General features: G+C 63.1%; 25 protein-coding genes. 12 read left to right on the top strand and 13 right to left on the bottom strand.

Going from position 1 to position 25,385, the window contains the following annotated elements:
- Positions 1 to 56: 56 nt before the first annotated feature.
- Positions 57 to 386, top strand: a complete 330-nt coding sequence (locus RPMA_RS05435; protein WP_211911879.1) for a DUF2160 domain-containing protein — start codon at positions 57 to 59, stop codon at positions 384 to 386.
- A 54-nt stretch (positions 387 to 440) separates the two neighbouring features.
- Positions 441 to 2,231, top strand: coding sequence for an ABC transporter substrate-binding protein (locus RPMA_RS05440; protein ID WP_211911880.1), 1,791 nt, complete (start codon positions 441 to 443; stop codon positions 2,229 to 2,231).
- A 214-nt stretch (positions 2,232 to 2,445) separates the two neighbouring features.
- Here RPMA_RS05440 and RPMA_RS05445 read toward each other — a convergent pair whose 3' ends face one another.
- From RPMA_RS05445 to RPMA_RS05460, 4 genes are all read right to left on the bottom strand, one after another.
- Positions 2,446 to 3,537 (bottom strand): alkene reductase, encoded by a 1,092-nt coding sequence (locus RPMA_RS05445; protein ID WP_211911881.1) that lies wholly within the window; start codon positions 3,535 to 3,537, stop codon positions 2,446 to 2,448.
- A gap of 179 nt (positions 3,538 to 3,716) precedes the next feature.
- Positions 3,717 to 4,220, bottom strand: a complete 504-nt coding sequence (locus tag RPMA_RS05450; protein ID WP_211911882.1) for a DUF1993 domain-containing protein — start codon at positions 4,218 to 4,220, stop codon at positions 3,717 to 3,719.
- A 276-nt stretch (positions 4,221 to 4,496) separates the two neighbouring features.
- Positions 4,497 to 5,720, bottom strand: a complete 1,224-nt coding sequence (locus RPMA_RS05455) for a lytic murein transglycosylase (protein ID WP_211911883.1) — start codon at positions 5,718 to 5,720, stop codon at positions 4,497 to 4,499.
- Between the two features lie 117 nt (positions 5,721 to 5,837).
- Positions 5,838 to 6,509: a TetR/AcrR family transcriptional regulator gene (locus RPMA_RS05460; protein WP_211911884.1), complete on the bottom strand. Its 672-nt coding sequence runs from the start codon at positions 6,507 to 6,509 to the stop codon at positions 5,838 to 5,840.
- Positions 6,510 to 6,523: 14 nt separating this feature from the next.
- On the opposite strand from RPMA_RS05460, the gene RPMA_RS05465 reads away from it, so the two are divergent.
- Positions 6,524 to 7,678: an alpha-hydroxy acid oxidase gene (locus tag RPMA_RS05465; RefSeq protein WP_211911885.1), complete on the top strand. Its 1,155-nt coding sequence runs from the start codon at positions 6,524 to 6,526 to the stop codon at positions 7,676 to 7,678.
- A gap of 14 nt (positions 7,679 to 7,692) precedes the next feature.
- On the opposite strand, the gene RPMA_RS05470 is transcribed toward RPMA_RS05465, so the two are convergent.
- Positions 7,693 to 9,138, bottom strand: coding sequence for a helix-turn-helix domain-containing protein (locus RPMA_RS05470; RefSeq protein WP_211913439.1), 1,446 nt, complete (start codon positions 9,136 to 9,138; stop codon positions 7,693 to 7,695).
- 164 nt (positions 9,139 to 9,302) lie between these two features.
- Between RPMA_RS05470 and RPMA_RS05475 the strand changes: the two genes are divergently transcribed.
- Positions 9,303 to 9,512 (top strand): DUF4170 domain-containing protein, encoded by a 210-nt coding sequence (locus RPMA_RS05475; protein ID WP_211911886.1) that lies wholly within the window; start codon positions 9,303 to 9,305, stop codon positions 9,510 to 9,512.
- A 204-nt stretch (positions 9,513 to 9,716) separates the two neighbouring features.
- Positions 9,717 to 10,268 carry a hypothetical protein gene (locus RPMA_RS05480; protein WP_211911887.1) on the top strand — a complete coding sequence of 184 codons (552 nt, stop codon included), beginning with the start codon at positions 9,717 to 9,719 and terminating at the stop codon, positions 10,266 to 10,268.
- Positions 10,269 to 10,275: 7 nt separating this feature from the next.
- Here the strand turns inward: RPMA_RS05480 and RPMA_RS05485 are convergent, their stop codons facing one another.
- The gene (locus RPMA_RS05485; RefSeq protein ID WP_211911888.1) at positions 10,276 to 11,160 is read right to left on the bottom strand and encodes a metallophosphoesterase family protein; all 885 of its coding nucleotides are present in this window, start codon (positions 11,158 to 11,160) and stop codon (positions 10,276 to 10,278) included.
- A gap of 110 nt (positions 11,161 to 11,270) precedes the next feature.
- Here RPMA_RS05485 and RPMA_RS05490 point away from each other — a divergent pair, with 110 nt between their 5' ends.
- Both RPMA_RS05490 and RPMA_RS05495 read left to right on the top strand, forming a co-directional pair.
- Positions 11,271 to 11,762: an NUDIX domain-containing protein gene (locus RPMA_RS05490; protein WP_211911889.1), complete on the top strand. Its 492-nt coding sequence runs from the start codon at positions 11,271 to 11,273 to the stop codon at positions 11,760 to 11,762.
- A 48-nt stretch (positions 11,763 to 11,810) separates the two neighbouring features.
- Complete coding sequence (locus RPMA_RS05495; RefSeq protein ID WP_211911890.1) at positions 11,811 to 12,323, top strand: GNAT family N-acetyltransferase; 513 nt, start codon at positions 11,811 to 11,813, stop codon at positions 12,321 to 12,323.
- Positions 12,324 to 12,473: 150 nt separating this feature from the next.
- Here RPMA_RS05495 and RPMA_RS05500 read toward each other — a convergent pair whose 3' ends face one another.
- A complete protein-coding gene (locus tag RPMA_RS05500; RefSeq protein ID WP_211911891.1) occupies positions 12,474 to 14,825 on the bottom strand; it encodes a TonB-dependent receptor in 2,352 nt (783 codons plus the stop codon).
- 122 nt (positions 14,826 to 14,947) lie between these two features.
- Positions 14,948 to 15,316 (bottom strand): DUF2946 domain-containing protein, encoded by a 369-nt coding sequence (locus RPMA_RS05505; protein ID WP_211911892.1) that lies wholly within the window; start codon positions 15,314 to 15,316, stop codon positions 14,948 to 14,950.
- 286 nt (positions 15,317 to 15,602) lie between these two features.
- Between RPMA_RS05505 and RPMA_RS05510 the strand changes: the two genes are divergently transcribed.
- Together RPMA_RS05510 and RPMA_RS05515 are read left to right on the top strand one after the other, a co-directional pair.
- Positions 15,603 to 16,328 carry an aspartate/glutamate racemase family protein gene (locus RPMA_RS05510; RefSeq protein WP_211911893.1) on the top strand — a complete coding sequence of 242 codons (726 nt, stop codon included), beginning with the start codon at positions 15,603 to 15,605 and terminating at the stop codon, positions 16,326 to 16,328.
- An 84-nt stretch (positions 16,329 to 16,412) separates the two neighbouring features.
- Positions 16,413 to 16,625 carry a YodC family protein gene (locus RPMA_RS05515; RefSeq protein ID WP_211911894.1) on the top strand — a complete coding sequence of 71 codons (213 nt, stop codon included), beginning with the start codon at positions 16,413 to 16,415 and terminating at the stop codon, positions 16,623 to 16,625.
- Positions 16,626 to 16,639: 14 nt separating this feature from the next.
- Here RPMA_RS05515 and RPMA_RS05520 read toward each other — a convergent pair whose 3' ends face one another.
- The 5 genes from RPMA_RS05520 to RPMA_RS05540 are packed head-to-tail and all read right to left on the bottom strand — an operon-like array spanning position 16,640 to position 20,359.
- On the bottom strand, positions 16,640 to 17,497 hold the full coding sequence (locus RPMA_RS05520) for a serine hydrolase domain-containing protein (protein WP_211911895.1): 858 nt from the start codon (positions 17,495 to 17,497) through the stop codon (positions 16,640 to 16,642).
- Positions 17,498 to 17,509: 12 nt separating this feature from the next.
- Positions 17,510 to 18,763, bottom strand: coding sequence for a CCA tRNA nucleotidyltransferase (locus RPMA_RS05525; RefSeq protein WP_211911896.1), 1,254 nt, complete (start codon positions 18,761 to 18,763; stop codon positions 17,510 to 17,512).
- Positions 18,760 to 19,023 (bottom strand): DUF6111 family protein, encoded by a 264-nt coding sequence (locus RPMA_RS05530; RefSeq protein WP_211911897.1) that lies wholly within the window; start codon positions 19,021 to 19,023, stop codon positions 18,760 to 18,762. The genes RPMA_RS05525 and RPMA_RS05530 overlap by 4 nt, the downstream gene beginning before the upstream one ends.
- The gene (locus RPMA_RS05535; protein WP_249225557.1) at positions 19,020 to 19,715 is read right to left on the bottom strand and encodes a CoA pyrophosphatase; all 696 of its coding nucleotides are present in this window, start codon (positions 19,713 to 19,715) and stop codon (positions 19,020 to 19,022) included. The genes RPMA_RS05530 and RPMA_RS05535 overlap by 4 nt, the downstream gene beginning before the upstream one ends.
- 17 nt (positions 19,716 to 19,732) lie before the next feature.
- On the bottom strand, positions 19,733 to 20,359 hold the full coding sequence (locus RPMA_RS05540) for a DUF1285 domain-containing protein (protein WP_211911898.1): 627 nt from the start codon (positions 20,357 to 20,359) through the stop codon (positions 19,733 to 19,735).
- 249 nt (positions 20,360 to 20,608) lie between these two features.
- On the opposite strand from RPMA_RS05540, the gene RPMA_RS05545 reads away from it, so the two are divergent.
- From RPMA_RS05545 to RPMA_RS05555, 3 genes are read left to right on the top strand one after another with little or no spacing between them, the layout of a single operon-like run.
- Entirely contained in the window at positions 20,609 to 21,613 is a 1,005-nt protein-coding gene (locus RPMA_RS05545) for an AAA family ATPase (RefSeq protein WP_211911899.1), read from the top strand.
- The gene (locus tag RPMA_RS05550; RefSeq protein ID WP_211911900.1) at positions 21,613 to 22,554 is read left to right on the top strand and encodes a DUF58 domain-containing protein; all 942 of its coding nucleotides are present in this window, start codon (positions 21,613 to 21,615) and stop codon (positions 22,552 to 22,554) included. Before RPMA_RS05545 ends, RPMA_RS05550 begins: the two co-directional genes overlap by 1 nt.
- The gene (locus tag RPMA_RS05555) at positions 22,554 to 25,367 is read left to right on the top strand and encodes a DUF4159 domain-containing protein (RefSeq protein WP_211913441.1); all 2,814 of its coding nucleotides are present in this window, start codon (positions 22,554 to 22,556) and stop codon (positions 25,365 to 25,367) included. Before RPMA_RS05550 ends, RPMA_RS05555 begins: the two co-directional genes overlap by 1 nt.
- Positions 25,368 to 25,385 lie beyond the last annotated feature (18 nt).

Here is a 25,385-nt window from a genome sequence, read left to right on the forward strand (position 1 = left end):
TCTGGATTGCTTCGTCGCTGCGCTCCTCGCAATGACGACAGAGCGGAGTTCTAGCCATGGATCACATCGCATGGATGGCCTGGACGCCGCCGACTGCGATCTTCTTTGCGGCCATCGCGCTCATGCTCGGCACCATGACCGTGCTCGCCATCCGCTATCCCGAAGCCGAGCGCATCGGCATCCTGCGCATCCCGACCACGCGTGGCGATCGCCTGTTCCTGTCGCTGATCACGGCTGCCGTCATCCATCTCTTGTGGATCGGCTTCATCGGCTCCGATCCGATCGCGACGCTGCCGATCGGCGAGGAGGGTTTTGAAATCTCGAATCTCTGGTTCGCGACACTGATTTCGCTGGTCGCGGCGGTGGGAATTTTTCGCACCGTCTGACCGGTCTGGACTGCAGGCACGGGATAACCCGGCCTGAACACATGGGAGGAAGACATGAGGCACCTGACCAAGCAGGCCCGCCGCCCGGCGCGCCACATCATGATGACCAGCGCCATCGCGCTGATGGCCGCGAGCGCGCTGCTCGCCCCGGCCAAGGCCGATGACGCTGCGATCCAGCGCTGGATCGATAGCGAATTCCAGCCTTCGACGCTCTCGAAGGAAGAGCAGATGAAGGAGCTGCAGTGGTACGCAAAGGCCGCAGCACCCTTCAAGGGCATGGAGATCAATGTCGTCTCCGAGACCATCACCACACATGAATATGAATCGCGCACGCTCGCGAAAGCGTTCTCCGAGATCACCGGCATCAAGCTGAAGCACGACCTGATCCAGGAAGGCGACGTGGTCGAGAAGCTGCAGACGCAGATGCAGTCCGGCAAGAATGTCTATGACGGCTGGATCAACGACTCGGATCTGATCGGCACGCATTTCCGCTACGGCCAGACCATCTCGCTGTCGGACTTCATGACCGGCGAAGGCAAGGAGGTCACCAGCCCGACCCTCGACATCAAGGACTTTATCGGCACGTCGTTCACGACTGGTCCGGACAAGAAGATGTATCAGCTGCCGGATCAGCAATTCGCGAACGTCTACTGGTTCCGCTACGACTGGTTCACCAATCCCGACTACAAGGCCAAGTTCAAGGCGAAGTATGGCTATGACCTCGGCGTGCCCGTGAACTGGTCGGCCTATGAAGACATCGCCGATTTCTTCACCAACGACATCAAGGAAATCAACGGCACCAAGGTCTATGGCCATATGGATTATGGCAAGAAGGACCCGTCGCTCGGCTGGCGCTTCACCGATGCGTGGCTCTCCATGGCCGGCAATGGCGACAAGGGCTTGCCGAATGGTTTGCCTGTCGATGAATGGGGCATCCGCATGGAAGGCTGCCGTCCGGTCGGTTCCTCCATCGAGCGCGGTGGCGACACCAATGGCCCGGCTGCGGTCTATTCGATCGTGAAGTATCTCGACTGGATGAAGAAATATGCTCCGCCGCAGGCGCAGGGCATGACCTTCTCGGAGTCCGGTCCGGTGCCGGCGCAGGGCAACATCGCGCAGCAGATGTTCTGGTACACCGCCTTCACTGCCGACATGGTGAAGCCGGGCCTGCCGGTGATGAATGCCGATGGCACGCCGAAGTGGCGCATGGCTCCGTCGCCGAAGGGCTCCTATTGGAAAGAAGGCATGAAACTCGGCTATCAGGACGTGGGCTCGGGCACGCTGCTCAAGTCGACACCGCCGGATCGCCGCAAGGCCGCCTGGCTCTATCTGCAGTTCATCACCTCGAAGTCGGTGTCGCTGAAGAAGAGCCATGTCGGTCTCACCTTCATCCGTGAGAGCGATATCTGGGACAAGTCGTTCTCCGAGCGTGCGCCGAAGCTGGGCGGCTTGATCGAGTTCTATCGCTCGCCGGCCCGCGTGCAGTGGTCGCCCACCGGCAACAATATCCCGGACTATCCGAAGCTGGCGCAGCTGTGGTGGCAGAATATCGGCGATGCGTCGTCGGGTGCGAAGACGCCGCAGGCGGCGATGGACTCGCTGGCCGCTGCACAGGATTCGGTGCTGGAGCGTCTCGAGCGCTCGAAGGTGCAGGGCGAGTGCGGTCCGAAGCTGAATAAGAAGGAGACCGCGGAGTTCTGGTACAACAAGTCCGCCAAGGACGGCAACATCGCGCCCCAGCGCAAGCTGGCGAACGAAAAGCCGAAGGGCGAGACAGTGGACTACGACACGCTGATCAAGTCGTGGCCCGCAACACCTCCGCAGAAGCGCGCGTCGGCGAATTAACGCCGGGCTAGCGAGCAAACAAAAAGGCCGGGAGCGATCCCGGCCTTTTCATTTTCGCTCTCCTGTCATCACCCGCCCTGGCGCGCAATTGCGCGCTTGGAGCGGGTGATCCAGTACACGCAGGCGTTAGTGCTTTAATGACTGCAGTCAGTGTCTACTGGATCCCCGCTCCGCGCGCACCTTCGGTGCGCTAGGCGGGGATGACAGTCGGAGTTCACTTCGTTGCCGCCAGCGTCGGGTAATCCGTATATCCCTTCGCGCCGCCACCATAGAACGTCGCCTTGTCCGGCTCGTTCAGCGGCGCGCCGGCCTTCAGGCGCTCCACCAGATCCGGATTCGAGATGAATGGCTTGCCGAAGGCGATGAGGTCGGCCGCATCCGCCGCGAGCTGCTTCTCGGCGAGCGCGAAATCGAAGCCGTTATTGGCGATGTAGGTGCCGGCAAACCGCTTGCGCAGGCTGGCATAGTCGAACGGCGCATTGTCGCGCGGGCCGCCGGTGGCTCCTTCCACCACATGCAGATAGACCAGCTTCTCGGCGCTCAGCCCGTCGGTGATGTAGTCGAACAGCTTTTGTGCGTCGTCGTCGATGGCGGCGTCATTGGCGGGAGTCACCGGCGAGATGCGGATGCCGGTCTTGTCGCTGCCGATCTCCTTGGCAACGGCCGCGGCCACTTCGAGCACCAGCTTCGCGCGGTTCTCGATGGACCCGCCATAGGCATCGGTGCGCTTGTTGGTCGAGGCGCGTGCGAATTGCTCCAGCAGATAGCCATTGGCCGCATGGATTTCGACGCCATCGAAGCCGGCTTCCACCGCATTCTTCGCGGCACGCTTGTAGTCGTCGATCAGGCCGGGAATTTCCGACAGCTCAAGCGCACGGGGTTCGGAGACATCCGTAAAACTGTTGTTCACAAATGTCTTTGTCTTCGCGGTGATTGCCGAAGCCGAGACCGGCTTGCCGCCGTTCGGCTGCAGGCTGGTATGCGAGATGCGGCCGACATGCCAGAGCTGGATGAAGATGCGGCCGCCCTTGGCGTGAACGGCGTCGGTGACGTTCTTCCAGCCGGCGACCTGCTCGGGCGTGTAGATGCCGGGCGTGTCCTGATAGCCCTGGCCCTGCTGCGAGATCTGGCTCGCTTCGGTGATCAGAAGGCCGGCCGATGCGCGCTGGCTGTAGTATTCGGCGGCGAGCGGACCGGGCACGAAGCCGGGCAGCGCGCGGTTGCGCGTCAGCGGCGCCATCGCGGTGCGGTTGCTCAGCGTGATGTTGCCGAGCTTGTAGGGCTCGAAAAGTTTGGACGTGCTCATCAGGAAAGCTCCGGGAGGGAAAGTGTGAAGGTAGAACTGCGCATTCGATCAAGGCTTGGCAAGGCGGGCGCAGGCATGGCGATGATGAAAGAATATTGGGCCGTAAAAGGCGCGGATTGAACAATGATGACCTTGCCGTTGCGGCAAGAAGCATCGGATTGTTCTCCCCACGCCATCGCTCAGTTAGCGCCGAGATAGTCGCGCTTGCCCACATCGATGCCGCAGGTGCGCAGGATGTCGTGGGCGGTTACCACATGGAAATAGAAGCTCGGCAGCGAAAAGCTGGTGAGGAATTGCTGACCGGTGAGGGTGGTTGTCTTGCCGGGGCCGGTGGGGAAAGTGATCTCGCGGGTCTCGGCACCCTCGAACTGTTCGGGCTTGAAGGTCTTCAGATAATCGACGGTCCTAGCGATGCGCGCCTGCAATTCGTCGAAGGTGGTTTCGGTATCCGGCACCGAGGGCACCTCGCTGGCCGAGAGCCGCGCGCTGCCCTTGGTGGCGAAATCGCAAGCCAGTTGCACCTGCCGGCTCAGCGGCAGCATGTCCGGGAAAAGGCGGGTGCCGAGCAGCACCGCAGGCTCGATTTTCTTCGCCGCCGCATAGGCTTCGGCCTTTTTCAGGCCCGCGGACATGGTGCCCAGCATCTGCAGATAAGCGGGGACGACGGAATCATAGAACGGCATGGGCATGCTCTTGTGTGATGCGTTTCAAGGCGCAGCGGCGGGGTCCGAGAAAGATGCTGCTGCATGGACTTGGGGCAGGCCGGAGGATTTCAACCGCCGGGGGATCACAAAAGAGAACAAATTTGTCGGGGGCGCTCTCTCCCCTTGTCATCACCCGCGAAAGCGGGTGATCCAGTAGACACAAGCGTTGGTGGTCGATTCTTGCCGCTGGTGTCTACTGGATCGCCCGGTCCTGGCGCGCAATTGCGCGCACGGCCGGGCGACGACAATTGTGTTTCACCGCCCCGCCTTCAGCGCCGCGAGCAGCTCCGCCGTCGGCCAGGAATCCGCAGGCATTCCGAATTTCACCTGCATTGCCTTCACCGCCGTGCGGCTCTGCTGGCCGAGAATGCCGTCCACCTTGCCGACATTGAAGCCACGCTTGACCAGCAGCCCCTGCAATTCACGCAATTCACCATGCGAGAGCTGCGCGACTGGTGCCGAAGGCTGGCGCATCTTCGAAGCCCCGGCGATCCGCGTCGCGAGATAGGCCGCCGTGGTCGAATAGATCAGCGAATTATTCCATTCCGTATAGGCCGCGAAATTCGCGTAAGCGAGGAAGGCCGGGCCATGTCGTCCCATCGGCAGCAGCAGCGAAGCCGGCATGTCGTCATTCGGCAGCGCCTTGCCATCGGGATAGCTGATGCCGAGCGCCGCCCATTTGCTGCGCGATAGTTTGACGGTGAGGTCGGCCTGATCCCATGGAATGTCTCTGGCGACGCGCACCTCCTGCAGCCATGGCTCGCCGCGCCGCCATTTCAATCCGGTGGAGATGTAGTGCGCGGTGGAGCCGATCACGTCCGCCGGGCTGCGCAAGAGGTTGCGGTGGCCGTCGCCGTCATAGTCCACGGCATAGTTGAAGTAATGCGTCGGCAGGAACTGCGTCTGGCCGAGTTCGCCGGCCCATGAACCGATCATCTCTTCCGGAGATAGATCGCCGCGATCGATGATCTTCAGGGCCGCAATGGTTTCGTCCTGAAACATTTTTGAGCGCCGGCAGTCATAGGCCAGCGACACCAGCGAACGCAGGGTTTGCAGATTGCCCATCTGCACGCCGAAATCGCTTTCCAGCGCCCAGAACGCCGCGATGACCGCGGGCGGCACGCCATACTCTTTGTCGGCGCGCGCAAAGGCAGCTGCGTGCTGCTTGATCTTGAGTTGCCCGTTCTGCATCCGGTAATCCGCCGCCATGCGGCCGGCAAATTGCGTGAACAGCTGCCCGAACACCTTCTGTCCGCGGTCGCGATTGACGATGCCCTGATCGTAAACGAGGTAAGGCGTCGCCTGTGCCATCGCGCGCTGCGAGACGCCTGCCGCGACCGCCTGCTGCTTCAGCCCGGCAAGGAATTGATCAAAGCTCTGGCCCCCGTGGCATGAGGCGCCGCGTTGGGCGGAGGCGGGTGAAATGAGCAAGGCTGATGCTGCAACGAGGATCGCAATTCGAATGAACGGTCGCAGCATGAGCCTGATCTCTCTTTCGTCATGCCCGGCGGATGCCGGGTATTCACGTCTTGTGTCGTCGCACTAAAAAGCAAGACGTGGATGGCCGGGTCAAGCCCGGCCATGACGGCATTCCGGCTATTTCTGTTTGACCAGATGTTTGGCCGCCTGTGCGGCAGCTTCGATATAGGCGCGTCCACCATGGATCAGCGTCAAGGACATAGCGCCTTCCGTCAGAAGTGCGATCTCCCTTGCGCGCAGTTGTGGCTTCGGTACTCCTGCATTCGCGAGTTTCCTGGCGAGCCAGGCTTCAGTTTCCGCTTTCGCCCGTTTGGCAATGGCACGTGCGGGATGGCCGGGAAGATCTGCCAGCTCGACGACCAGGCGCGTAAAGCCCGAGCCTGACCAGCGTGGCGTCGTGCTCGCCCAGCCCATCAGTTGGCCGAAGTACGAGTCGATCAGGCCGTCCCGGTCGGCCGGCATCCGGTCGCCGATGCGTTTCAACCTTTCGGCGGCAAGTTCACGATAATGCGTCAGGACGGCCGCGAGCAGATCGTCCTTGCTGCGAAAGTATCCGTAGATCGTCCGCTTGGTGACCTTGGCGCGTTCGGCGATGCCGTCGACGCTGGTGCGGGCGAAGCCTGAACGCCAGAAACATTCATAGGCCGCCTCGACAATGCGAGCCTCCGTCTCGGCGGTTCTCATGCGCATGGTGAGCTGCCTTTTAAGTATACTTATCAGTACATTTACAAAAACAGGCGTGGATGGAAAGTTATTTTGCGGGAAGCGATCGCTTGTGGCGCCGCGCATCAGGAAACCGATAGATGAAGAATGTCGCAAATATTGCGGATTTGCATCGCCTTGCCTCGCGCCGGGTGCCGCGCGCATTCTTCCAATATGTTTGTGCCGGTTCGTACGAAGAGGAGGCGCTCCGCGCCAATCTTGATGACTTCCGGTCCATCAAGCTCCGTCAGCGCGTTCTCGTCGATATGGATGGGCGGGATCTCAGCACCATGATCCTTGGCGCGCAGGTGCCATTGCCGATCGCCCTGGCGCCCGTCGCGTTGACGGGATTGCAGCATGGCAATGGTGAGATCCTCGCCGCGCAGGCGGCTGCCGACGCCGGCATCCCTTACACGCTCAGCACCATGTCAATCTGCTCGATCGAACAAGTTGCGGAGGCGACCGGGAAGCCATTCTGGTTTCAGCTCTATGTGATGCGCGATCGCGGCTTCGTGGCGGACCTGATCGGCCGTGCGCGGGCGGCCAATTGTAGCGCGCTCGTTTTGACGGTCGATCTTCAGGTCCTCGGGCAGCGTCATTGCGATGTGCGCAATGGTCTGTCGATTCCACCGGAAATCCGTCTTGGCAACATTCTCGACATGGCGACCAAGCCGGCATGGATCGCCAGCGTGCTGCGGGGCAAGAGCCGTACGTTTGGCAATCTGGCCGGTCATGTGAAGGGCTTGGAGGATGTTACATCGCTGGCGCAATGGACGGCCACCCAGTTCGATCAGGCGCTAAGTTGGGACGACATCGCATGGGTCAAAAGCCTTTGGCCCGGCAAATTGATATTGAAAGGCATTCTCGACATTGAAGATGCGAAGCGCGCCTCACAATCCGGAGCCGACGCGATCGTCGTGTCGAACCATGGCGGGCGTCAGCTCGATGGAGCGGCATCATCGATCTCCATCCTGCCCGGGATCGTCGATGCGGTGGGATCCGAGATCGAGGTCATGTTCGACGGCGGCATCCGCACCGGTACGGACATCATGCGCGCTCTCGCATTGGGAGCGAAGAGCTGCCTCATCGGCCGGCCCTATGCATGGGGCGTAGGGGCTGCCGGCAAAACCGGCGCCGCCAGAGCGATCGATATTCTTGCACGAGAGCTGGACGTCACCCTGGCGCTGTGCGGCTACAAGTGCGTGGTGGATGTGGGCCGCGAGGCGGTGCAAGCGATCGGTCACAGTCCTCGCTGAGCAAAAAGCAATCTCTACAATTCCCGCGCATTGCTGAACGCAAAGCTGGACACCCGCCGCGTATTCTCGTCCAGGATCAGTGTGCGCGTGATCGGTGGCTCCGCGCGCTGGCTGCAGTTTTCGCGTTCGCACAAGCGGCAGTTCACGCCGATCGGTGTGCCTTCGACCTTCTCCAGATCCAGTCCCGCCGAATAAACCAGCTTGCTGACATGGCGGATTTCACAACCGAGTCCGATGGCGAAGCGCGGCTGGGGATGCGGGTGTGGCGCGGGTGAGCGGCGGAGCGTCTGCGCAATGGAGAAGTAGCGGTTGCCGTCGGGAAGTTCGATCACCTGTTGCAGCAGGCGATCCGGCGTGTCGAAGGTGGAATGGACATTCCATAGCGGGCAGGTGCCGCCGAATTTCGAAAACGGGAAAGTGCCCGACGAAAACCGCTTCGAGACATTACCGGCATTGTCCACGCGCAGCATGAAAAACGGCACGCCGCGCGCATTCGGTCGTTGCAGTGTGGTGAGGCGATGGCAGATCGGCTCGAAGCCGACATTGAAGCGCTGGCCGAGCACCTGCATGTCATAGCTCAGCGCTTCGGCTGCCGCATGAAACGCCGCGTAAGGCATCAGCACCGCCGCGGCAAAGTAATTCGCCAGTGTGATGCGATAGAGCCGTCGCTGTGTGTCGGCGAGCGGCCCGGCGCGGCCGACAATGCTCTCGAAATGCGATGAGCACTCGACAAGTCCGATCTGGAACGCGACCTGAAACGCGCGGCCGGGCGCGTCCACCATTTCGGAGATCAGCAATTGCCGGCGATGCCGGTCGAAACGCCGCAATGTCTCGCGCATCACGTCTACCGGCATGATGCGCGTCACGATGGAATATTTGTCCCGCAGGCGTGTGCCGAGCGCGGCAAACAGATCCTGCGACGGCACATTGATTTCATCGCGGAGATTTTCAGCCGCCGTTTCCAGTTCCGGAAAGTAATTGCGGTTGGCTTCGATCAGATCGCGCACGCGTTCGATCGGATTGCCTTCATAGGACGCGCCGTCATGGCGATCCGCCATCTGCGCCGCCACCATCGTCTCGCCGCGTCGTGCCTCGGTGTAAGCTGCATAAAGCCGCTGCAGCGAATGCGTGACGCCCGGGCACAGCTCGGCAAGGTCGCGCAGCTCTTGTTTCGGCAAATCGATCTGGCGAAACAGCGGGTCTGAGAAGATCTCGTTCAGCTCCGCAAAGAAGCGATCCTCATCGGCGGTGGCGAGATCGCGCAGATCGAGGTCGTAAGTCTCGGCAAGGCGCAGCAGAAGCTGAGCCGTGACAGGTCGCTGGTTGCGCTCGATCAGGTTGATATAGCTCGGGGAAATGCCCAACCCTTCGGCCATCTGGGTCTGCGACAGGCCGAGTTGCTGCCGAATCCGTCGGAAACGGGGCCCTACGAACAGCTTCTTGTTGGTCTCGGCTACCATATTTGACAATTTTTACATTATGACATTTGTGACAAGTGATGATGTTACATCACATCACCATTCAAACACAAGCTATCTGGCGATTTCCCTGCGTTTGTCGTTATGTCTTCACACGGTGACTGCAAAGCGCGTGTCACGAATGTAAGAGATACGAGGAGGACGACATGTCACAGGGTAGCAATTTCTGGGTCATCGGCGGCGAGTTCGGTTCGATGAACTTCCACAAGCTGGTCGAGGGTTCTGCCCAGGTGCAGGGCCCGTTCAAGACCCGCAAGCAGGCTGAGGAAGCTTGGAAGACCGTTTCGGAAGAAAACCGCCATCGCGCAGGCGTCCGCTTCTCCATCGTGGAAGAGCCGAGCCGTCAGGTCGCCTGATCACGCGCCGACAGGCGGCCAGAGAGCCGCCGCGCGTTCGCTGTCACGGAAGCGCTCAAACGACGTTGCGGCCTCATCCGGGAAAACCGGCTGGGGCCGCAATACGTTTGCCACCAAGTCTCTGGAAACAAACGCCCTTTCCGCCGCTTATGGTTACTGATAGGTTAATTTACCGGGTTGCGGCAGTCTTCAGGTGGAGTTGAGATGATTGTGGCAAATGGAGCAGCAAACGACGCCCAGCCGAAGCGGTTGCGCGATGCCCTCCGGCAGGCCCGCATAGAGGCCGCCGACCGCACCGGTGTCGTGGTCGACCTGCGTGATGCCGAAGTGGCCCGGCTCGATATCCTCAACGAGGCGCTCGATCCGCTTTTTGCTGAAATTCCCAACGATATCGAATTGTTCGATCGCGGCATCAGCCAGGGCGATACGCCCCGGCTGTGGATCGACATGATCGCGCATGTGGTGATGGGGCGCGACAAGCGCAGCTATCGCCTCGTGCAGGACAGCCGTTTTGGGCGCAAGGTGTTGGCTGAATCCCATGACGTGCAGGCGATGGTGAAAGCCGTCACCGATTATATCGCGCGCCGCATGATCGAGCGTGAGCACATGCTGGCAACGGCCGTGCCGCCGCCGGAGGCGAAGCCGGCGCCGGTGGTGCAGCAGAGCAGCCGGTTCTGGCCGTTCGTGCTCGGGATCGTGGTTGGCGTGATAGGTTTGTTTGCGCTGGCGCTGTTCGTGTCAACGCGCGGACATTGACGCTGCGCTAGGCCAATAGCGTCCGCTTCAATTCATGCACCATATTGCCATCGCCGAAGCCGCGCACGGTCTGTTCGCAGCGCCAGCGCTCGCCGTCGCGTGCGATGGCGAACAGATTATAGGCCGCGGCAGGCTTATGCCCATGCGCCAGCGATGACGCCGAAGCTACGCCGATCGCCGGAATGCGGCGCTGCGGGCCTTCGAACCACATGGTGGAATGGATGTGGTCGTGGCCCTGAAGGATCAGCTCGACGCCGTGGCGCTTGAGCAGGACTTGCAGCGAATCGGTGTCCGTCAGGCGCTTCATCCATTTCTCTGACCTCAGTGGATGATGGATCAGCAGCACCCGAAACAGATGCGTATCGGCGAGGCTGGCCAGCAGGCGATCCAGCGCTTCGAGCTGCGCATCGCCGAGCCAGCCTGTCGCCATGAAAGGCGCCGTCGGCACGCTGGATGAGACGCCGATCAGCGCCACCGGTTCGCGAATACGGAGATAGGGAAAAGTCGGCACGGCAGCGTCGTCGCTGCACATGTAGTCGCCAAAGGTCTCGATAAACTTTTCCGGTGCGCCTTGCACATAGGCGTCGTGATTGCCCGGCACCAGCGAGACATTGTCGGGCTTGCCGACCACTTCGATCCAGCGTCGCGCGCGCGGGAATTCGGCAGCCAGCGCCAGATTGACGAGATCGCCGGTCACCGCGATATGGTCCGGCGCCTGCGCCTGCATGTCGGAGACCAGCACGTCGAGCATGTCGCGGCGATGATAGAGATGCCGGTTGCGCTTCCAGTTGATATAGCCGAGCACGCGCTGGCCGAGCAGTTCGCGCCATGCCGGCTCTGGCATCGGCGGCACATGCGGATCGGACAGATGCGCGAGGGTGAATGCGGTCATGGATTATTGTGCGCTAGCAATTCGTTGAACTGTGAAAGCCCGATTTGTTTTGGCAAGGTGGGGCCGATGACGCAAGGACCAAGCCGTTTGCCCCGTTCCGGACTGCCGCGATGACCGCGCCCACGCTACGCCAGCGGCTCGAGCCGACTTTGCGCAAATTCATCCATCTGTATTTCCGCTTCGCCCGCGGCATGACGCTCGGCGTGCGCGCGGTGGTTGTCGATGCCGACAATCGCGTGTTCCTGGTCCGGCATACCTATGTCACCGGCTGGTATCTGCCCGGTGGCGGCGTCGAGGTCGGCCAGACATTTCGCCAGGCGCTGGAGATGGAGCTGCGCGAGGAGGGGCGGATCGCGCTCACCGGCGAGCCGGTGCTGCACGGCATGTTCCTCAACGACCATGTGTCGATCCGCGACCATGTGGCGGTCTATCTGGTGCGTGATTTCCAGCAGGACCGGATGCCGGAGCCCAACAAGGAGATCGCCGAAACCGGCTTCTTCCCACTGGATGCGCTGCCCCCGGACACCACCGAGGGAACGCGCCAGCGTCTGGCCGAGATATTCGAGGGCAAGCCGGTGATCCCGACCTGGCGGGCACGGTGACGCCTGCGATGGACCGCGCCGCCGCCAGATGCTATCCCGCGGGCCGACATGAGTGACCTCGACCTGATCATCGCGGCGGAAACCGCCAATGACGCGCAGCCCATCGAACGGCTGGTGGCCCGCACCTTCGGCCCCGGCCGCTTCGTGCTGTCCGCTTACCGGCTGCGCGAACATGTAAGCCATCTGCTCGACCTGTCCTTCACCGCCCGCATCGGCACGCTGCTGGTGGGGTCGATCCGGCAATTGCCGATCTGTGTCGGTGATACGCCGGCGTTGCTGCTCGGCCCGCTGACGGTAGAGCCGCCGTTCCGTAGCCGCGGCGTCGGCCGCAAGCTGCTCGACCGCGCGATCAATGATGCGCGCGTCAAGGGACATCAACTGATCGTGCTGGTGGGCGACGAGCCCTATTACAGCCGGGTCGGTTTCAAGGCGATTCCAAAGGGGCATGTGACCATGCCTGGCCCGGTGGACCAGAAGCGCCTGCTGGTGCTTGAGCTGGTCGATGGCGCTGCGGAAGGTCTCGCGGGCGCGGTGCGGCCGGACTGGAACGCGGCGAAGTAAAACCACTATCCAGTTGTCGTCGCCCGGCCAAGCGCGCAATTGCGCGCTAGGACCGGGCGATCCAGTATTCGACGTCGATGACGCTTATCACCAATGCCCGCGTCTACTGGGTTACCCGCTTTCGCGGGTAACGACAGTTAGAGCGCGATCTCAGAACTTCACCGTCGCAAAGGCCCGCACATTCATGCCGGGCTGCAGCACGTTGTCCTTGTTGTAGGAAGTGGAGTAGCGGATGTTCTCGTTCAGCAGGTTGTTGCCTACGAGGCCCACCGTCATTTCCTTCGCACCATAGATGCGCGGATCGAGCAGCGTCTTGTAGCTGACTTCGGCCTTCAGCAGGTTGTAGCCATTGGTCGGCGTTTCAGCGACATCGGAGATGTCGTTCTGCGCGAAGGCATGCAGCATGTTAATGCGGGCAAACCAGTTGGCATCGCGCCAGAACAGGCCACCACCCGCGCGCACCGGCGGGATGCGCGGCACGTTGCTGCCATCGGCAAAGGTCGCACGCACCACATCGGCCTGACCTTCGACGCCGAACATGCCGCTGCCGAGCTTGGTGACGTCGATCTGCGTCTGGAATTCACCGCCGCGGAACGTGGCGTCACGCTGGGTGTAGATCGCCTGGTTCAGCTCCATGCCCGCGCCGATCATGCAGGCGCCGCCTTCGCAGGTGTTGCCGGTGAGGTGGCGATAGATGAAGCCCTGATATTGCGTGTAGTAGCCGGTGAGTTCGAACCGCACGGGGCCGGCGGCGCGGCGCAGGCCGAGTTCGACCGACTTCGCCGTCTCGATGCCGAGATTGGGATTGCCGATATCGAAGGTGCCGGTGGCCTCATGGCCGCCGCGGGAGAACAGTTCGGCCGGCTTTGGCGCACGTTCCGTATATTGCGCGGTGATGCTGGCCGAGAGACCGCCCCAGGGCAGGTCCTGGATCAGGCCGATGCTGCCGCTCTTCGGGGTGAAGGACTTGTTGAGACCGAGTGCCAGGCCAATCGAGTTGGGATCGACATCGACGTCGAACACTTCGGGCACGAAGCTCGGCGCCGAGCCGGACAGCGACACGTGTTCGATGCGGCCGGCGATCTGCGCGCGGGTCCAGTCGGTGAATTTCAGCTCGTTGAACACATAGCCAGCGACCTTGGTATTCTTGTTGGGATCGAACAGGCCATTGATCGGGCTACCCGCGGCTTCGGGGCTCGGTGCCGTCAGTTCCTGATGGCTGGCCTGGATGCCGAATGCGGTAGTTACCGCAGCGAAGCCGGCATTGAAGGGCATCATCTGCACTTCGACGCGGCCTTCCTGCTCCTTGTTGGTGAAGGTCTGGTGCACATGCGGCGCGCCGCCACCGCCTTCCTCCAGGCCGATCTCGTCGTGCTTGTAGTCGGTCGCGCCCGCCCAGAAGCGGATCGCCTCGATCGCTGCGGCATCGGGGCGGAATTCGCCCTTGGTCGTGACCTTGGTCTGCTCGCCGACGATCCGGGTGCCGAGTTCGGCACCCTCGACGCCGGGAATGCCGTAGTTCACGCGGTTGTGCGTGATGGCGGCGCCGACATAGCCGCCGTCGAAGAAATACGAGCCGCCGAGCGAGGCGCCGCCGCTCTGTGCCGCCGTGTTGTTTTGCCGCCCGTTAAAGGCGATGCCCGGCTCTGCATAGGGATAGGACGGGACATTGTAGTCGCCGACCTTGTTGCCATAGACGTCCGCATGCATGGCAAAATTGCCGCCACCGGCATCAAGAAGGATGCCACCATCGACGCCGCGCGACGCCGAATTGATCGAGGTGCGTACTTCCGCATTCATGCAGCCGGGTGCGGCGAGGCCGGCAGCCGGCGCCCGGGCCGGCAGGCCGTAGCTCATGAAAGGCGCTGCGACCGCGCAGTTCGGCAACGCGTCCGGAATGCGGTTGTTGGAGGCCGAGACCACGCCGCCGATCGACTGCGAACCATAACGAAGCGTCGCCGGTCCTCGGATGACCTCGACCTGGTTGGCGGCGAAGGGATCGACGGGGACGAAATGGTCTTCGCCGAGATCGGATGCACCGCTGCTGCTGATGCCGTTTTCGACGATGCCGACGCGGTTGACGTCGAGGCCACGGATGATCGGGCGGCTCGCCGAGCCCGGCGCATAGCCGGAGGTCGCAATGCCGGGCTTGTTGGCGAGGAGGTCGCCCAGCGACGTGGCGCCGGAGCGGCGGATTTCGTCATTCGGCACCACGGTGACGGTGGCGAACTGGTCGGTGACGATGGGTAGCACGCCTTGCGGCGGCGCTGACGCAACCGGCGGCTCCGCTTCCACCGGCACTTGCGTGCGGTTCGGCGAGGTGCGGGTCACATGGGTGTGGCCCTGCGGATGGGCGACGGGTTTGCGACGCACGATCGGGCTCGGCGCGGTGACTTCCACCGCCGGAAGCTGCGTCTGCGCGTGAGCGAATGAGGGAAGGCTGCTCCATCCGATGACGGCGGTGGAGCCGAGCAGGAGAGCGCGCTTGAAGGAGATGGGCATGGAGTGGTCCTGACTTCACCAGTGGCGCGTCGTTGCGCCGTTCCGGTGATCGCGGTGATGCGAAATTCACGTGGGTGTTGCCGCGCGGACGGAATCCGGGCGGCGTTGGTCACAAGTGAGAGTCAGATATTGGGCGGTCCGCGCGGTTGCGGAGCGCCGCTGATGGAGTCGAGATGATCGAACTCGGCCTTGACCGCGGCATATGTGATCTCCGCGGCATCGGGCAGCAGCAGGATCGGCGGCGGCGAGAACAGGACATGGCCGGCGATCGCCATGACCGCGCAGATATCGCAGGGGAGGCCGGCGCGGTGCTGCTGGTGATCGGTGTCAGGCGCAGAGGGCGCCTCCACATGCGTGATGGCGGCGGCGTCGCCGGGCGCGGCGTGAACCTCGTCGAGATGGAGATGGCCAAGCGACAGGACGAGCTCCACCGCCAGCGCGAACAGCGCCAGCTTTGCTCCATTCCTGATATGATCGCGAAACCACTTCATGCCCGATACTTGATCCCCAAGGGCGCCCCGGCACCGGATGGCGGAGAGGTCAGCCAATGCCGATGTTATAATGTAACATCGCGCGGCCCAGGGCACGGTGTCAACGGGCAGGGGGTGTTTCCCAAGGTTGAGCGTGCGCGCTGTGGGATTTCCGCAACGCTTGTGAAGCCTCGCGACGCGAGAGCTTCGCGCTGTTTAGGAGCGACCGCATTTCATAGCTGGAGACGGCACGATCGCTCTATCGGTCGAGCTGGCGCTTTCAGACGCGCAATGGTTGGATAAGACCATGCGCATCCTGCTGATCAATCCCAACACGACCGAGACTGTCACCGCGCTGGTCGCGCAACATGTCGCTGCCGTGGCTGGCGATGCCGCCGCTTTCGTTCCCGTCACCGGCCGTTTCGGTGCGCGCTATATCTCCACCCGCGCATCGAGTGCGATCGCAGCCCATGCGGCGCTCGATGCTTATGCCGCCCATGGCGCGGGATGCGATGCCGTCTATCTCGCCTGTTTCGGCGATCCCGGCCTGCTGGCGCTGCGTGAGATCGCCGATGTCCCTGTCGTCGGCATGGCCGAAGCCGCCTGTCTCGAAGCCGCCAAACGTGGGCGTTTTGCCATCGTCACCGGTGGGGCACTCTGGGGCCCGATGCTGACCGAATTCGTCGCCAGTCTAGGGCTTGCCGATAAACTCACCGGCGTCCGCACCATTGCGCCTACGGGTGGAGAGATCGCGACCAATCCCGACGCCGCGCTGGCCGCGCTCGCGAGGGCATGCATGGCCTGCGCAACCGAAGACGGTGCCGATGTCGTGATCCTTGGCGGTGCGGCGCTGGCCGGTCTTGCCGAGCGCATCCAGCCGAACGTGACTGTCCCCGCTCTATGCTCTGTCGCCGTAGGTACGCACGCCGTCATCGCCGCCGCCAGGCGACAGTATGATGCTGCTGCGCGTCCTCCTGCACTGGAGAGCGTCGGTCTGTCAGCGGAACTCGCGACACTTCTGCTGCAGAAATAAAATCCCGCCATCCCGCCGTGTTCGCACTGTCATGACCCGGGCCTAGGCTTCCTGCGTGATTCACTTCAGGCACAGGAGCCGACCATGGAATTGAAAGCTGGTGACGTCGTCATGCTGAAGTCGGGCGGCGTGCCGCTCACCGTTGCCGATGTGGATGGCAACGACATCGAATGCGTGTGGCTGGGCGAGGAAGGCGATCTGTTCCGCGAGACCCTGCCGCGCGCCGTGCTCGAAGTCGCGCTGCTCGCGACCGACGATGATGAGGACGAAGAAGACGAGGACGAAAAGGCCGCCTGATTCCGGCCGATCGTTTAGCCTTTACCGAGCGCGAAAGTTTCGCGCTCGGTTTCTCCGCTGTGTTCGCCGCCGATGAAGACAGCCGCGGTGATTGATGTGGCGGGGAAATGATAGACGGCAATGCCGCTGCCGGGGCCGCCGCCGGTGTGCCCGATGACATGTGCGCCGTTGTGTGCGGTGCCGGTCATGGTCCCGAGCCCATAGGCGGCGGTCAGCCACGGACGATCGGAGCCGGGATCGTCAACGGGCATGCCCGTCCGCATCTCGGTCACTAGATTTTGCGGCAGCAGATCCGTCGCCAGCAAGCGATGAAGCAGCAGCACGGCATCGCGCAGGGTGCCGACCACAAGCCCGTGATAGACCCATCGGGGGTCGTAGGATGAAAGCGATCCCATCCGCATGGCGTCGAGATCATCGCGTCGCTCAGCGAGCTGCGGACCATGGACACCAAGCGGAGCAAAGAGCCGTTCGCGCAACATGTCGCCGAGCGAGCGATCCATGATGCGTTCGAGATGGCGACGGATCAGCAGATAGCCGACATTCGAGTAACAGAACGCGCCGCGTGTCACCCTTTCATGCAGGGGTGCGGTTTGCGATAGCAGATACGCAGCCGGCCAGGCGTCCCGATTCGCAGCGACCGCCGCATGATAGGCCGGCAGCGCCCCGTAATCGGCGAGGCCGGCGCGATGCTGCAGCAATTCGCGCAGGCTGAACGGCTCGCCGGCCAGCGGTTCGTCGAGCGATGCCAGCCGGTCACGCACCAGCGTCAGCGCGAGCGCCGCAATCAGGGTCTTGGTGTAGCTCCACCATGGCACGATGACATCGGCGCCGTCGGCAGTCTCGGAGCCATCTGCATGAAGAACGAACTTCATGAGCGGTGATTCCTACAATCGATGATCGTGCTTGAAGCGCGCAATCGTCTGATCCGCGATAACCGTGATGACATCGACTTCCATCGGAAAATCATTTGCCATCCAGGCGTCCTCCGCCAGCGCCAGCACATGGCCCAGCGCAGGACCCTTGGCGATGCCGCGGGCCATGAAGTCTGCCGCTTTGAGCGGAAAGACCGGCGGCGTCCACCGCTCGGGCAAGGCAAGGAGTTGCTTCCATTCCGCCGCGTCGCTGTCCTGGCCGTCGCGCGCCCAGGCCAGTAGCATGCGGTTGCGATAGCGCTGGCTGCCCAGACGATACAACCGCTGCCGGGCGCGGGCATCGTCCATGCCCTTCAGCCGCCACCAGCGATGGCCCATGGAATCGAGTGTCTTGTTCTCTTCGTTGGTGAGGCGCAGGCGCTGCGTCAGCCGTTTTGCGTCTTCGGTGACGGCGACGGCGAGGGCGCCGAGGCGCAACATCGCATTCGGTGCGAGACCAAGCTCCTGCTCGATGCCGATCATCTTTTTGAGTGGGCCGAGATAGGTGACGCCGCCGCAGATGCGCAGCATCAGCCCCGCATCGATCATCGCCTCGGCTGCCGCAAAGGCGCCCGGCGCGACCAGCAGTTTCAGCAGCTCCATCCGGATGCGTTCGGCGGAGAGACCGGCAATGCCATCGCGACCGCGGATCGATGCGAGATAGCCCGCACGATCCGGTGCACCCGCGCCATAGGCGGCGTGAATGCGGAAGAAGCGCAGGATGCGCAAATAATCTTCGGCAATGCGCCGGTCGGGGGCGCCGATGAAGCGCACGCGCTTCGCATCCACATCCGGTAGGCCACCCACATAGTCGTGCACGACGCCATCGATAGAGGCCGACAGTCCATTCATGGTGAAGTCGCGCCGTTCGGCATCGCGCTGCCAGTCGCGGCCGAACACCACCTTGGCCTTGCGGCCGAAGGTCTCGACATCCTCGCGGAGCGTGGTGACTTCGACCGGCGTCCCCTCGACGATCAATGTCACGGTGCCATGCTCGATCCCGGTCGGCACGCTTTTGCAACCCGCCGTCCTGGCGCGACGGATTACTTCCTCGGGGACGGCGGTGGTCGCGATATCGATCTCGCCGACCTCGAGCCCCATCAGCGCGTTGCGCACCGCGCCACCAACGGCGCGCGCCTCCTCGCCATTGCCGTTGAGGAGTGCGAGCACGCCCCCGGCTGGCCCTGAGGTCAGCCACGGCGCATCGATGACCCGCTGCGAGGTCATTTATTCTGCCCCGGCACGAGCTTGCCGTTTTCAATATGCGCCGGTGTGTATGTCGCGGTCGGCGTTGCGCCGGAGAAATGAGCCAGCAGGATCAGGCTGATGATCACCAGTGCAAAAGCCGAAATCAGCAGCTTGAGCACCACGCGCGCCGGCCATGAGGTCGATTCTCTCACGCCCTTCTGTGTCGCCAGCAGGAACAGCACATAGAGAACGAACGGAATCAGGAAGATGCCGAGTTCGGTGAGTATCGCGCGGATCATTTCTGCACGATCCGCTCATACAGCACGCGCAGGATGCCTGCGGTGGCGCCCCAGATATAGCGCTCGGCGAACGGCATCGCGTAGTAGCTCCGCTCGACACCGCGAAAGTCCTTGCTGTGAACCTGGTGATTGTCCGGGTTCATCAGGAATGACAGCGGCACTTCAAAGGCGCTCTCGACCTCGTTTTCATTGATGGTGAGCGCAAAGCCGGGCTTTACCCGCGCGACCGTCGGGACGATGCGAAAGCCGAAGCCGGTGGCGTAGAGGTCGAGATAACCGATCGGATCAACGAAAGAGCGATCGAGGCCGACTTCTTCCTCCGCCTCGCGCAATGCTGCCTCGAGCGGCGACGCGTCAGTGGCGTCGATCTTGCCGCCGGGAAACGAGATCTGCCCGGCATGGTCGTTCAGATGTGCCGAGCGCTGGGTCAGCAGCACGGTCGGCTGCTCATGTTCGACGATGCCAATCAACACCGCCGCCGGACGGATCGGGCGCTCCTGCGCGACGACCTGGATCATGTGATCATTGCCGGCGTCGCCGGTCACCGGAATGATGCTAGCGTCAGTCAGACTTTCCGGCACGTCGAACGACAGGCGAGCCTTGGCACGGGCAAAAAACTCGGCCGAACTCAATCCCCCGAACCGGCTTCCGCTGCGGGTGCATTCGTCTTCAGCATCGACCTGGTCAATCACGTCCCTCGACTACAATCTTACGTAGCTTGCCTGACTTGCTCGGCATCCGCCATCGCAAAAAATGCGCCAGACGAGGCGATGCCGAACATCGCGGCGCCATCGACCATCCGCTCCTCGCCCATGTCAACAAGATCGTAATAGATCGCCCGCGTCACCTTGGCCCACAGATCGGCGCGTACGTGCAGATAGGGCGTCAGGCCGCCATCCTCGGCTTCCTCGAAACGGAGTTTGTGGCCGGCGTCGCAGGTGACCCAGTCGTCCACATTGGTGCGAAACCTGAGCACGGTACCCGACGCATCCTGCTCCTTCTGCATCTCGACGGCGAGGAAAGGCGCGTCATCGACGGTGATGCCGACTTTCTCCACCGGCGTGACAAGGAAGTATTTGCCATCTTCCCGCTTCAGAATCGTCGAAAACAGCCGCACCAGCGCCGGCCGGCCGATCGGGGTGCCCAAATAGAACCACGTACCGTCCGAGGCGATTCGCATGTCGAGATCGCCGCAGAAGTCCGGATTCCACAGATGGACCGGGGGCAGGCCCTTGCCTTCCTTGGCGCCATCCTTGGCAGCGGCGGCCAATCCGTCCAGCCCCTGCGCCGATCCCTTTGCCGATCCTTGCGCTGTTTCCTGCCCTTGCTTCGCCATTGTTTGCCCTGACTTTACCACTGCCGTTCTGGCACGATTGGTGCACGCCTTGAAACGTGCTGTGATCGTTTCCAACTCGCCACAACGTGATGCAGTTCATAGCCGCATCCCGATATTGTGGGGATAGTTTAATTCAACAAAACCATAGTCTTCGCTTGGCCTTCGCTTAAGTCTAGCATCAGGCCGGTAGAATATTGAGACGATATCCGGCGGCGGTTTTCGAACGTCGTTCACCCGAAGGAGCAGTTGATGGCTGGCGCTGACAGTGTCGAGAAACTCGAAGACGTGATCGTCCGCTCCGCGGAACAGGTGGCTGGCCAGATGCATGCCGCCAAGGAGGCGATCTCCACTGTCATTTTCGGCCAGGACCGCGTGGTGGAAAACACGCTGGTCACGATCCTGTCCGGCGGTCATGCACTGCTGATCGGCGTCCCCGGCCTCGCCAAGACCAAACTCGTGGAGACGCTCGGCACCACGCTCGGCCTCGACGCCAAGCGCATCCAGTTCACGCCCGACCTGATGCCATCCGATATTCTCGGCGCCGAAGTGCTGGACGAGAGCGTCGCCGGCAAGCGCTCGTTCCGCTTCATCTCCGGTCCGGTGTTCGCCCAGTTGCTGATGGCGGACGAAATCAACCGCGCCTCGCCGCGCACGCAGTCCGCTTTGCTGCAGGCGATGCAGGAGCAGCACATCACCGTGGCCGGTGCGCGGCATGACTTGCCGAAGCCATTCCACGTGCTCGCCACGCAGAATCCGCTGGAGCAGGAAGGCACCTATCCGCTGCCGGAAGCGCAGCTTGATCGCTTCCTCATGGAAATCGACGTCGATTATCCCGACCGCGATGCCGAACGCCGCATCCTGTTCGAAACCACCGGCGCGGAAGAGACCACCGCCAAGGCTGCGGTGAATATCGAAACGCTGCTCACGGCGCAGCGCCTGGTGCGCCGCTTGCCCGTTGGCGACAGCGTGGTGGAAGCAATTCTCACGCTGGTGCGTTCGGCGCGTCCCGGCCCCGATGCCGGCGATGCCTCGAAGCTGATCGCCTGGGGCCCTGGTCCGCGTGCGTCGCAGTCGCTGATGCTGGCGGTGCGTGCGCGTGCGTTGCTGGACGGTCGTCTCGCGCCGTCCATCGATGACGTGCTCGATCTTGCCGAGCCGATCCTGAAGCATCGTATGGCGCTGACCTTCTCAGCGCGTGCCGAAGGCCGCACGGTCGCCGACGTTATCGGGCAGCTCAAGTCACGGATCGGTTGATGGCCGCAGCGCCGGATCACGCCACACAAGAGATCACCGCAGTCCGCCGCGCCGATGGCGAGAGCCGTTCGCTGGCGGCGTCATTGCCGCGTCTCGTGCTGGAAGCGCGGCGCATCGCGGCGACGGTGATCCACGGCCTGCATGGCCGCCGTCGCGCCGGCCATGGCGAAAGCTTCTGGCAGTATCGCCGCTTCGTGTCCGGCGAGCCCTCGCAGAATGTGGACTGGCGCCGCTCCGCGCGTGACGATCATCTCTATGTGCGCGAACAGGAATGGGAAGCGGCACATACGATCTGGCTGTGGCCGGATCGCTCGCTGTCCATGGCCTTCGCATCGAAGGGCGTGCGTGATTCGAAGCTCGAACGCGCGCTGATCGTCACATTCGCGCTGGCGGAGCTGCTGGTGTCCGGCGGCGAACGCGTGGGCGTACCCGGCCTGATGAACCCAACCTCCAGCCGCAGCGTCATCGACAAGATGGCGCAGGCGATGCTGCATGACGGCGCCAATCGCGACAGCCTGCCGCCGGCCTTCGTGCCCTCGGCTCTGTCCGAGGTTATTGTGCTCGGCGATTTCTGGTCGCCGATGTCCGAGATCAAGACGATGCTGGCGGGCCTTTCATCGGCCGGCGCCCATGGCGCGCTGGTGCAGGTCAATGATCCCGCCGAGGAGACCTTTCCTTATTCGGGCCGCGTCGAATTCGTCGAGCCGGAAAGCGGCAGCGTGATCACCGCGGGCCGCGCGCAGACATGGGCGGAGGACTACGTCGCCCGCGTCGCCGCGCATCGCGATGAAATCCGCAGTGAGACCGGCAAGCTCGGCTGGCTGTTCTCGACACATACGACGGATCGCTCCGCTGCCGAATTGCTGCTGTTCCTGCATGCAGGCATGGCGGTGAACCGTGCGGCAGGCGGCAGCATGGTGAAGGTGGGGCGCTCGGCATGATCGGTGGCTTCCCGCTCGCATTCGCACAGCCTCTGATGCTGCTCGGTCTGGTCTCGCTGCCGGTGCTGTGGTGGCTGCTGCGCGTGATGCCGCCGCGGCCGCAGCGCATCGCCTTTCCGCCGACGCGCCTCTTGTTCGACATCACGCCGAAGGAAGAGACGCCGTCGCGCTCGCCCTGGTGGCTGACGCTGCTGCGTTTGCTCGCTGCTGCGCTGGTGATCTTCGCTGCTGCCGGGCCGATCTGGAATCCACAGACGGCAGGCACCGTTTCAACGGCTCCGCTGACGATCCTGATCGATGACGGCTGGTCCGCCGCGGCGAGCTGGGATGCACGCGTGCGCGCCGCTGACGAACTCATCGCCAATGCCGACAACAACCGCCGGGGTGTCGCGCTGGTGCCGCTGTCGGAGCCGACCCGTGACATCACCATTCTGCCCGGCGGTACCGCGCGCGTGACGCTGCGCCAGCTGGCACCGAAGCCCTACTCGATCGATCGCGTCGATGCCTTGCCGTCGCTGGAGCGTTTCCTGCGCGTCACCGGTGACAGCGAGATCGTCTGGCTATCCGATGGCGTCGATACCGGCCGCGGTAACGACTTTACGCAGGCCCTCGCAAAGACCATCGGCGACCGCACGCTGACCATCTATGACGGCGGCGCTGCGCCGGCGCATGCGCTTGTTGCTGCAGAGAACGCCGCAGCCAAGATGACGGTGAAGGTGCTGCGCGCGGGCGCCGGTGGCCCCGAAGCCGGCATCGTGCGCGGCCTCGATGCCAAGGGCTCTCCGGTGGGCGAGGCAAAGTTCCTGTTCACGCCGAATGAGCGGGAGACTGAAGCGGCGTTCGATCTTCCCGTCGAACTGCGCAACGACATCGCGCGGCTCGAAATCGCCAGCGAGCGTTCGGCCGGCGCCGTGCAGCTGCTCGACAAGCGCTGGCGCCGCCGTGCCATCGGTATCGTGTCGGGCGCCACCGCCGATACCGCACAGCCGTTGCTTGCCTCGACCTTCTATCTCACACGTGCGCTGGCGCCTTTCGCCGATGTGCGCCAGGGCGACCGCGGCGCGCCGCAGCAGGCGATCACCCAGTTCCTGGACCAGAAACTGCCGATGATCGTGCTGGCCGATGTCGGGACGTTGTCGCCGGAAATCCGCGAGCGGCTCAATGCCTGGATCGACAATGGCGGCGTGCTGGTGCGCTTCGCGGGCCCGCGCCTCGCGCAGGCGGAGGACGATCTTGTGCCGGTGAAACTGCGCCGCGGCGACCGCAGCCTCGGCGGCAGCCTCACCTGGGAGAAGCCACAGCATATGGCATCATTCTCCGCCGACGGCCCGTTTGCGGGCCTTGTCGTACCGAAGGACATCACCGTCACCCGCCAGGTGCTGGCCGAGCCGAATGCTGCGCTGGCCTCGAAGAGCTGGGCATCGCTGGAAGACGGCACCCCGCTGGTCACCGGCGAGCGCCGCGGCAAGGGCCTCGTGTCACTATTCCATGTCAGCGCCGATATGCGCTGGTCGGACCTGCCTTTGTCTGGCACCTTCGTCGAGATGTTGCGCAGGGTCGTCGATATCTCCGGCTACACCTCCACGCCCGGCGCGGGGGTTGCCGGCGAAACCGGTACCGAGACGGTTGCACCGCTCCGCACCCTCGATGGCTTTGGCGCTTTCGGCCCGCCGCCGTCGACCGCGAAGCCGCTCTCCGCCGATTACCGCGACCGCGCCACATCGGAACATCCGCCCGGTCTCTACGGCCCCGCCGATGGCCCGCTCGCCGTCAATGCCCTCGCTGCTGCAGATCGGATCGCTCCGCTGGACTTCTCCGCACTCAAGGCCAATCGCGCCAGCTACACAAATGCCGAACCGCGCGATCTCCGCGGCATTCTGCTCTCGACGGCGCTCGCGCTGTTCCTGATCGATGCGATCATCGTCGCCTTGCTCGGCGGCGCCATCGCCGCGCTGTTTCGCCGCCGCGCGGTGTCGGCGATGCTGGCTGTGGCACTCGCACTCGGCACCGTCACTGGCATGCCGACACATGTGCGTGCCGATCAGGCCAGCGACGATTTTGCCGTCAAGGCGGTGTCGCAGACACGGCTCGCTTATGTCGTCACCGGCAATGCCGATGTGGATGGCATCGTGAAGTCCGGCCTCACGGGCCTGACGTTGTTTCTGGCACAGCGCACCGCGCTGGAAGCTGGCGAGCCGATCGGTATCGATCCGGCGAAGGATGAACTGTCGTTCTTCCCGCTGATCTACTGGCCTGTCATCCCGGGCGCGCCGAAGCCGCCGCAGGAAGCCATCAACCGCATCGACGCTTACATGAAGCAGGGCGGCACGGTCTTGTTCGACACCCGCGACGCCGTGGAGGCGCCAGCCGGGCCGAATGGTGAATCGCAGACGCCGGGCATGCAGACGCTGCGCACCATCCTGTCGTCGCTCGATGTGCCGGAACTGGAGCCCGTGCCGCCGGCGCATGTGCTGACCAAGACGTTCTTCCTGCTCAGCGATTTTCCCGGCCGTTTCAATTCCGGCCCGACCTGGGTGGAAGCCTTGCCGCGCGAGGATACCGATGAAGCCGCCTCGCGTCCCGCCCGCGGAGGTGACGGCGTATCGCCGATCATCATCACCTCGAACGACTTTGCCGGTGCCTGGGCCATGCGCCCGGATGGCCAGCCGATGCTGCCCATGGTCCCCGGCGAACCCCGCCAACGCGAATTCGCCTTCCGCGCCGGCGTCAACATCGTGATGTACACGCTGACCGGCAACTACAAGGCCGACCAGGTGCATGCGCCCGCCCTCATCGAACGGCTGGGGCAGTGATGATGAATCGCAAGACAT

Origin of the sequence: Tardiphaga alba, from assembly GCF_018279705.1 — a bacterium.
Lineage (GTDB): Bacteria > Pseudomonadota > Alphaproteobacteria > Rhizobiales > Xanthobacteraceae > Tardiphaga > Tardiphaga alba.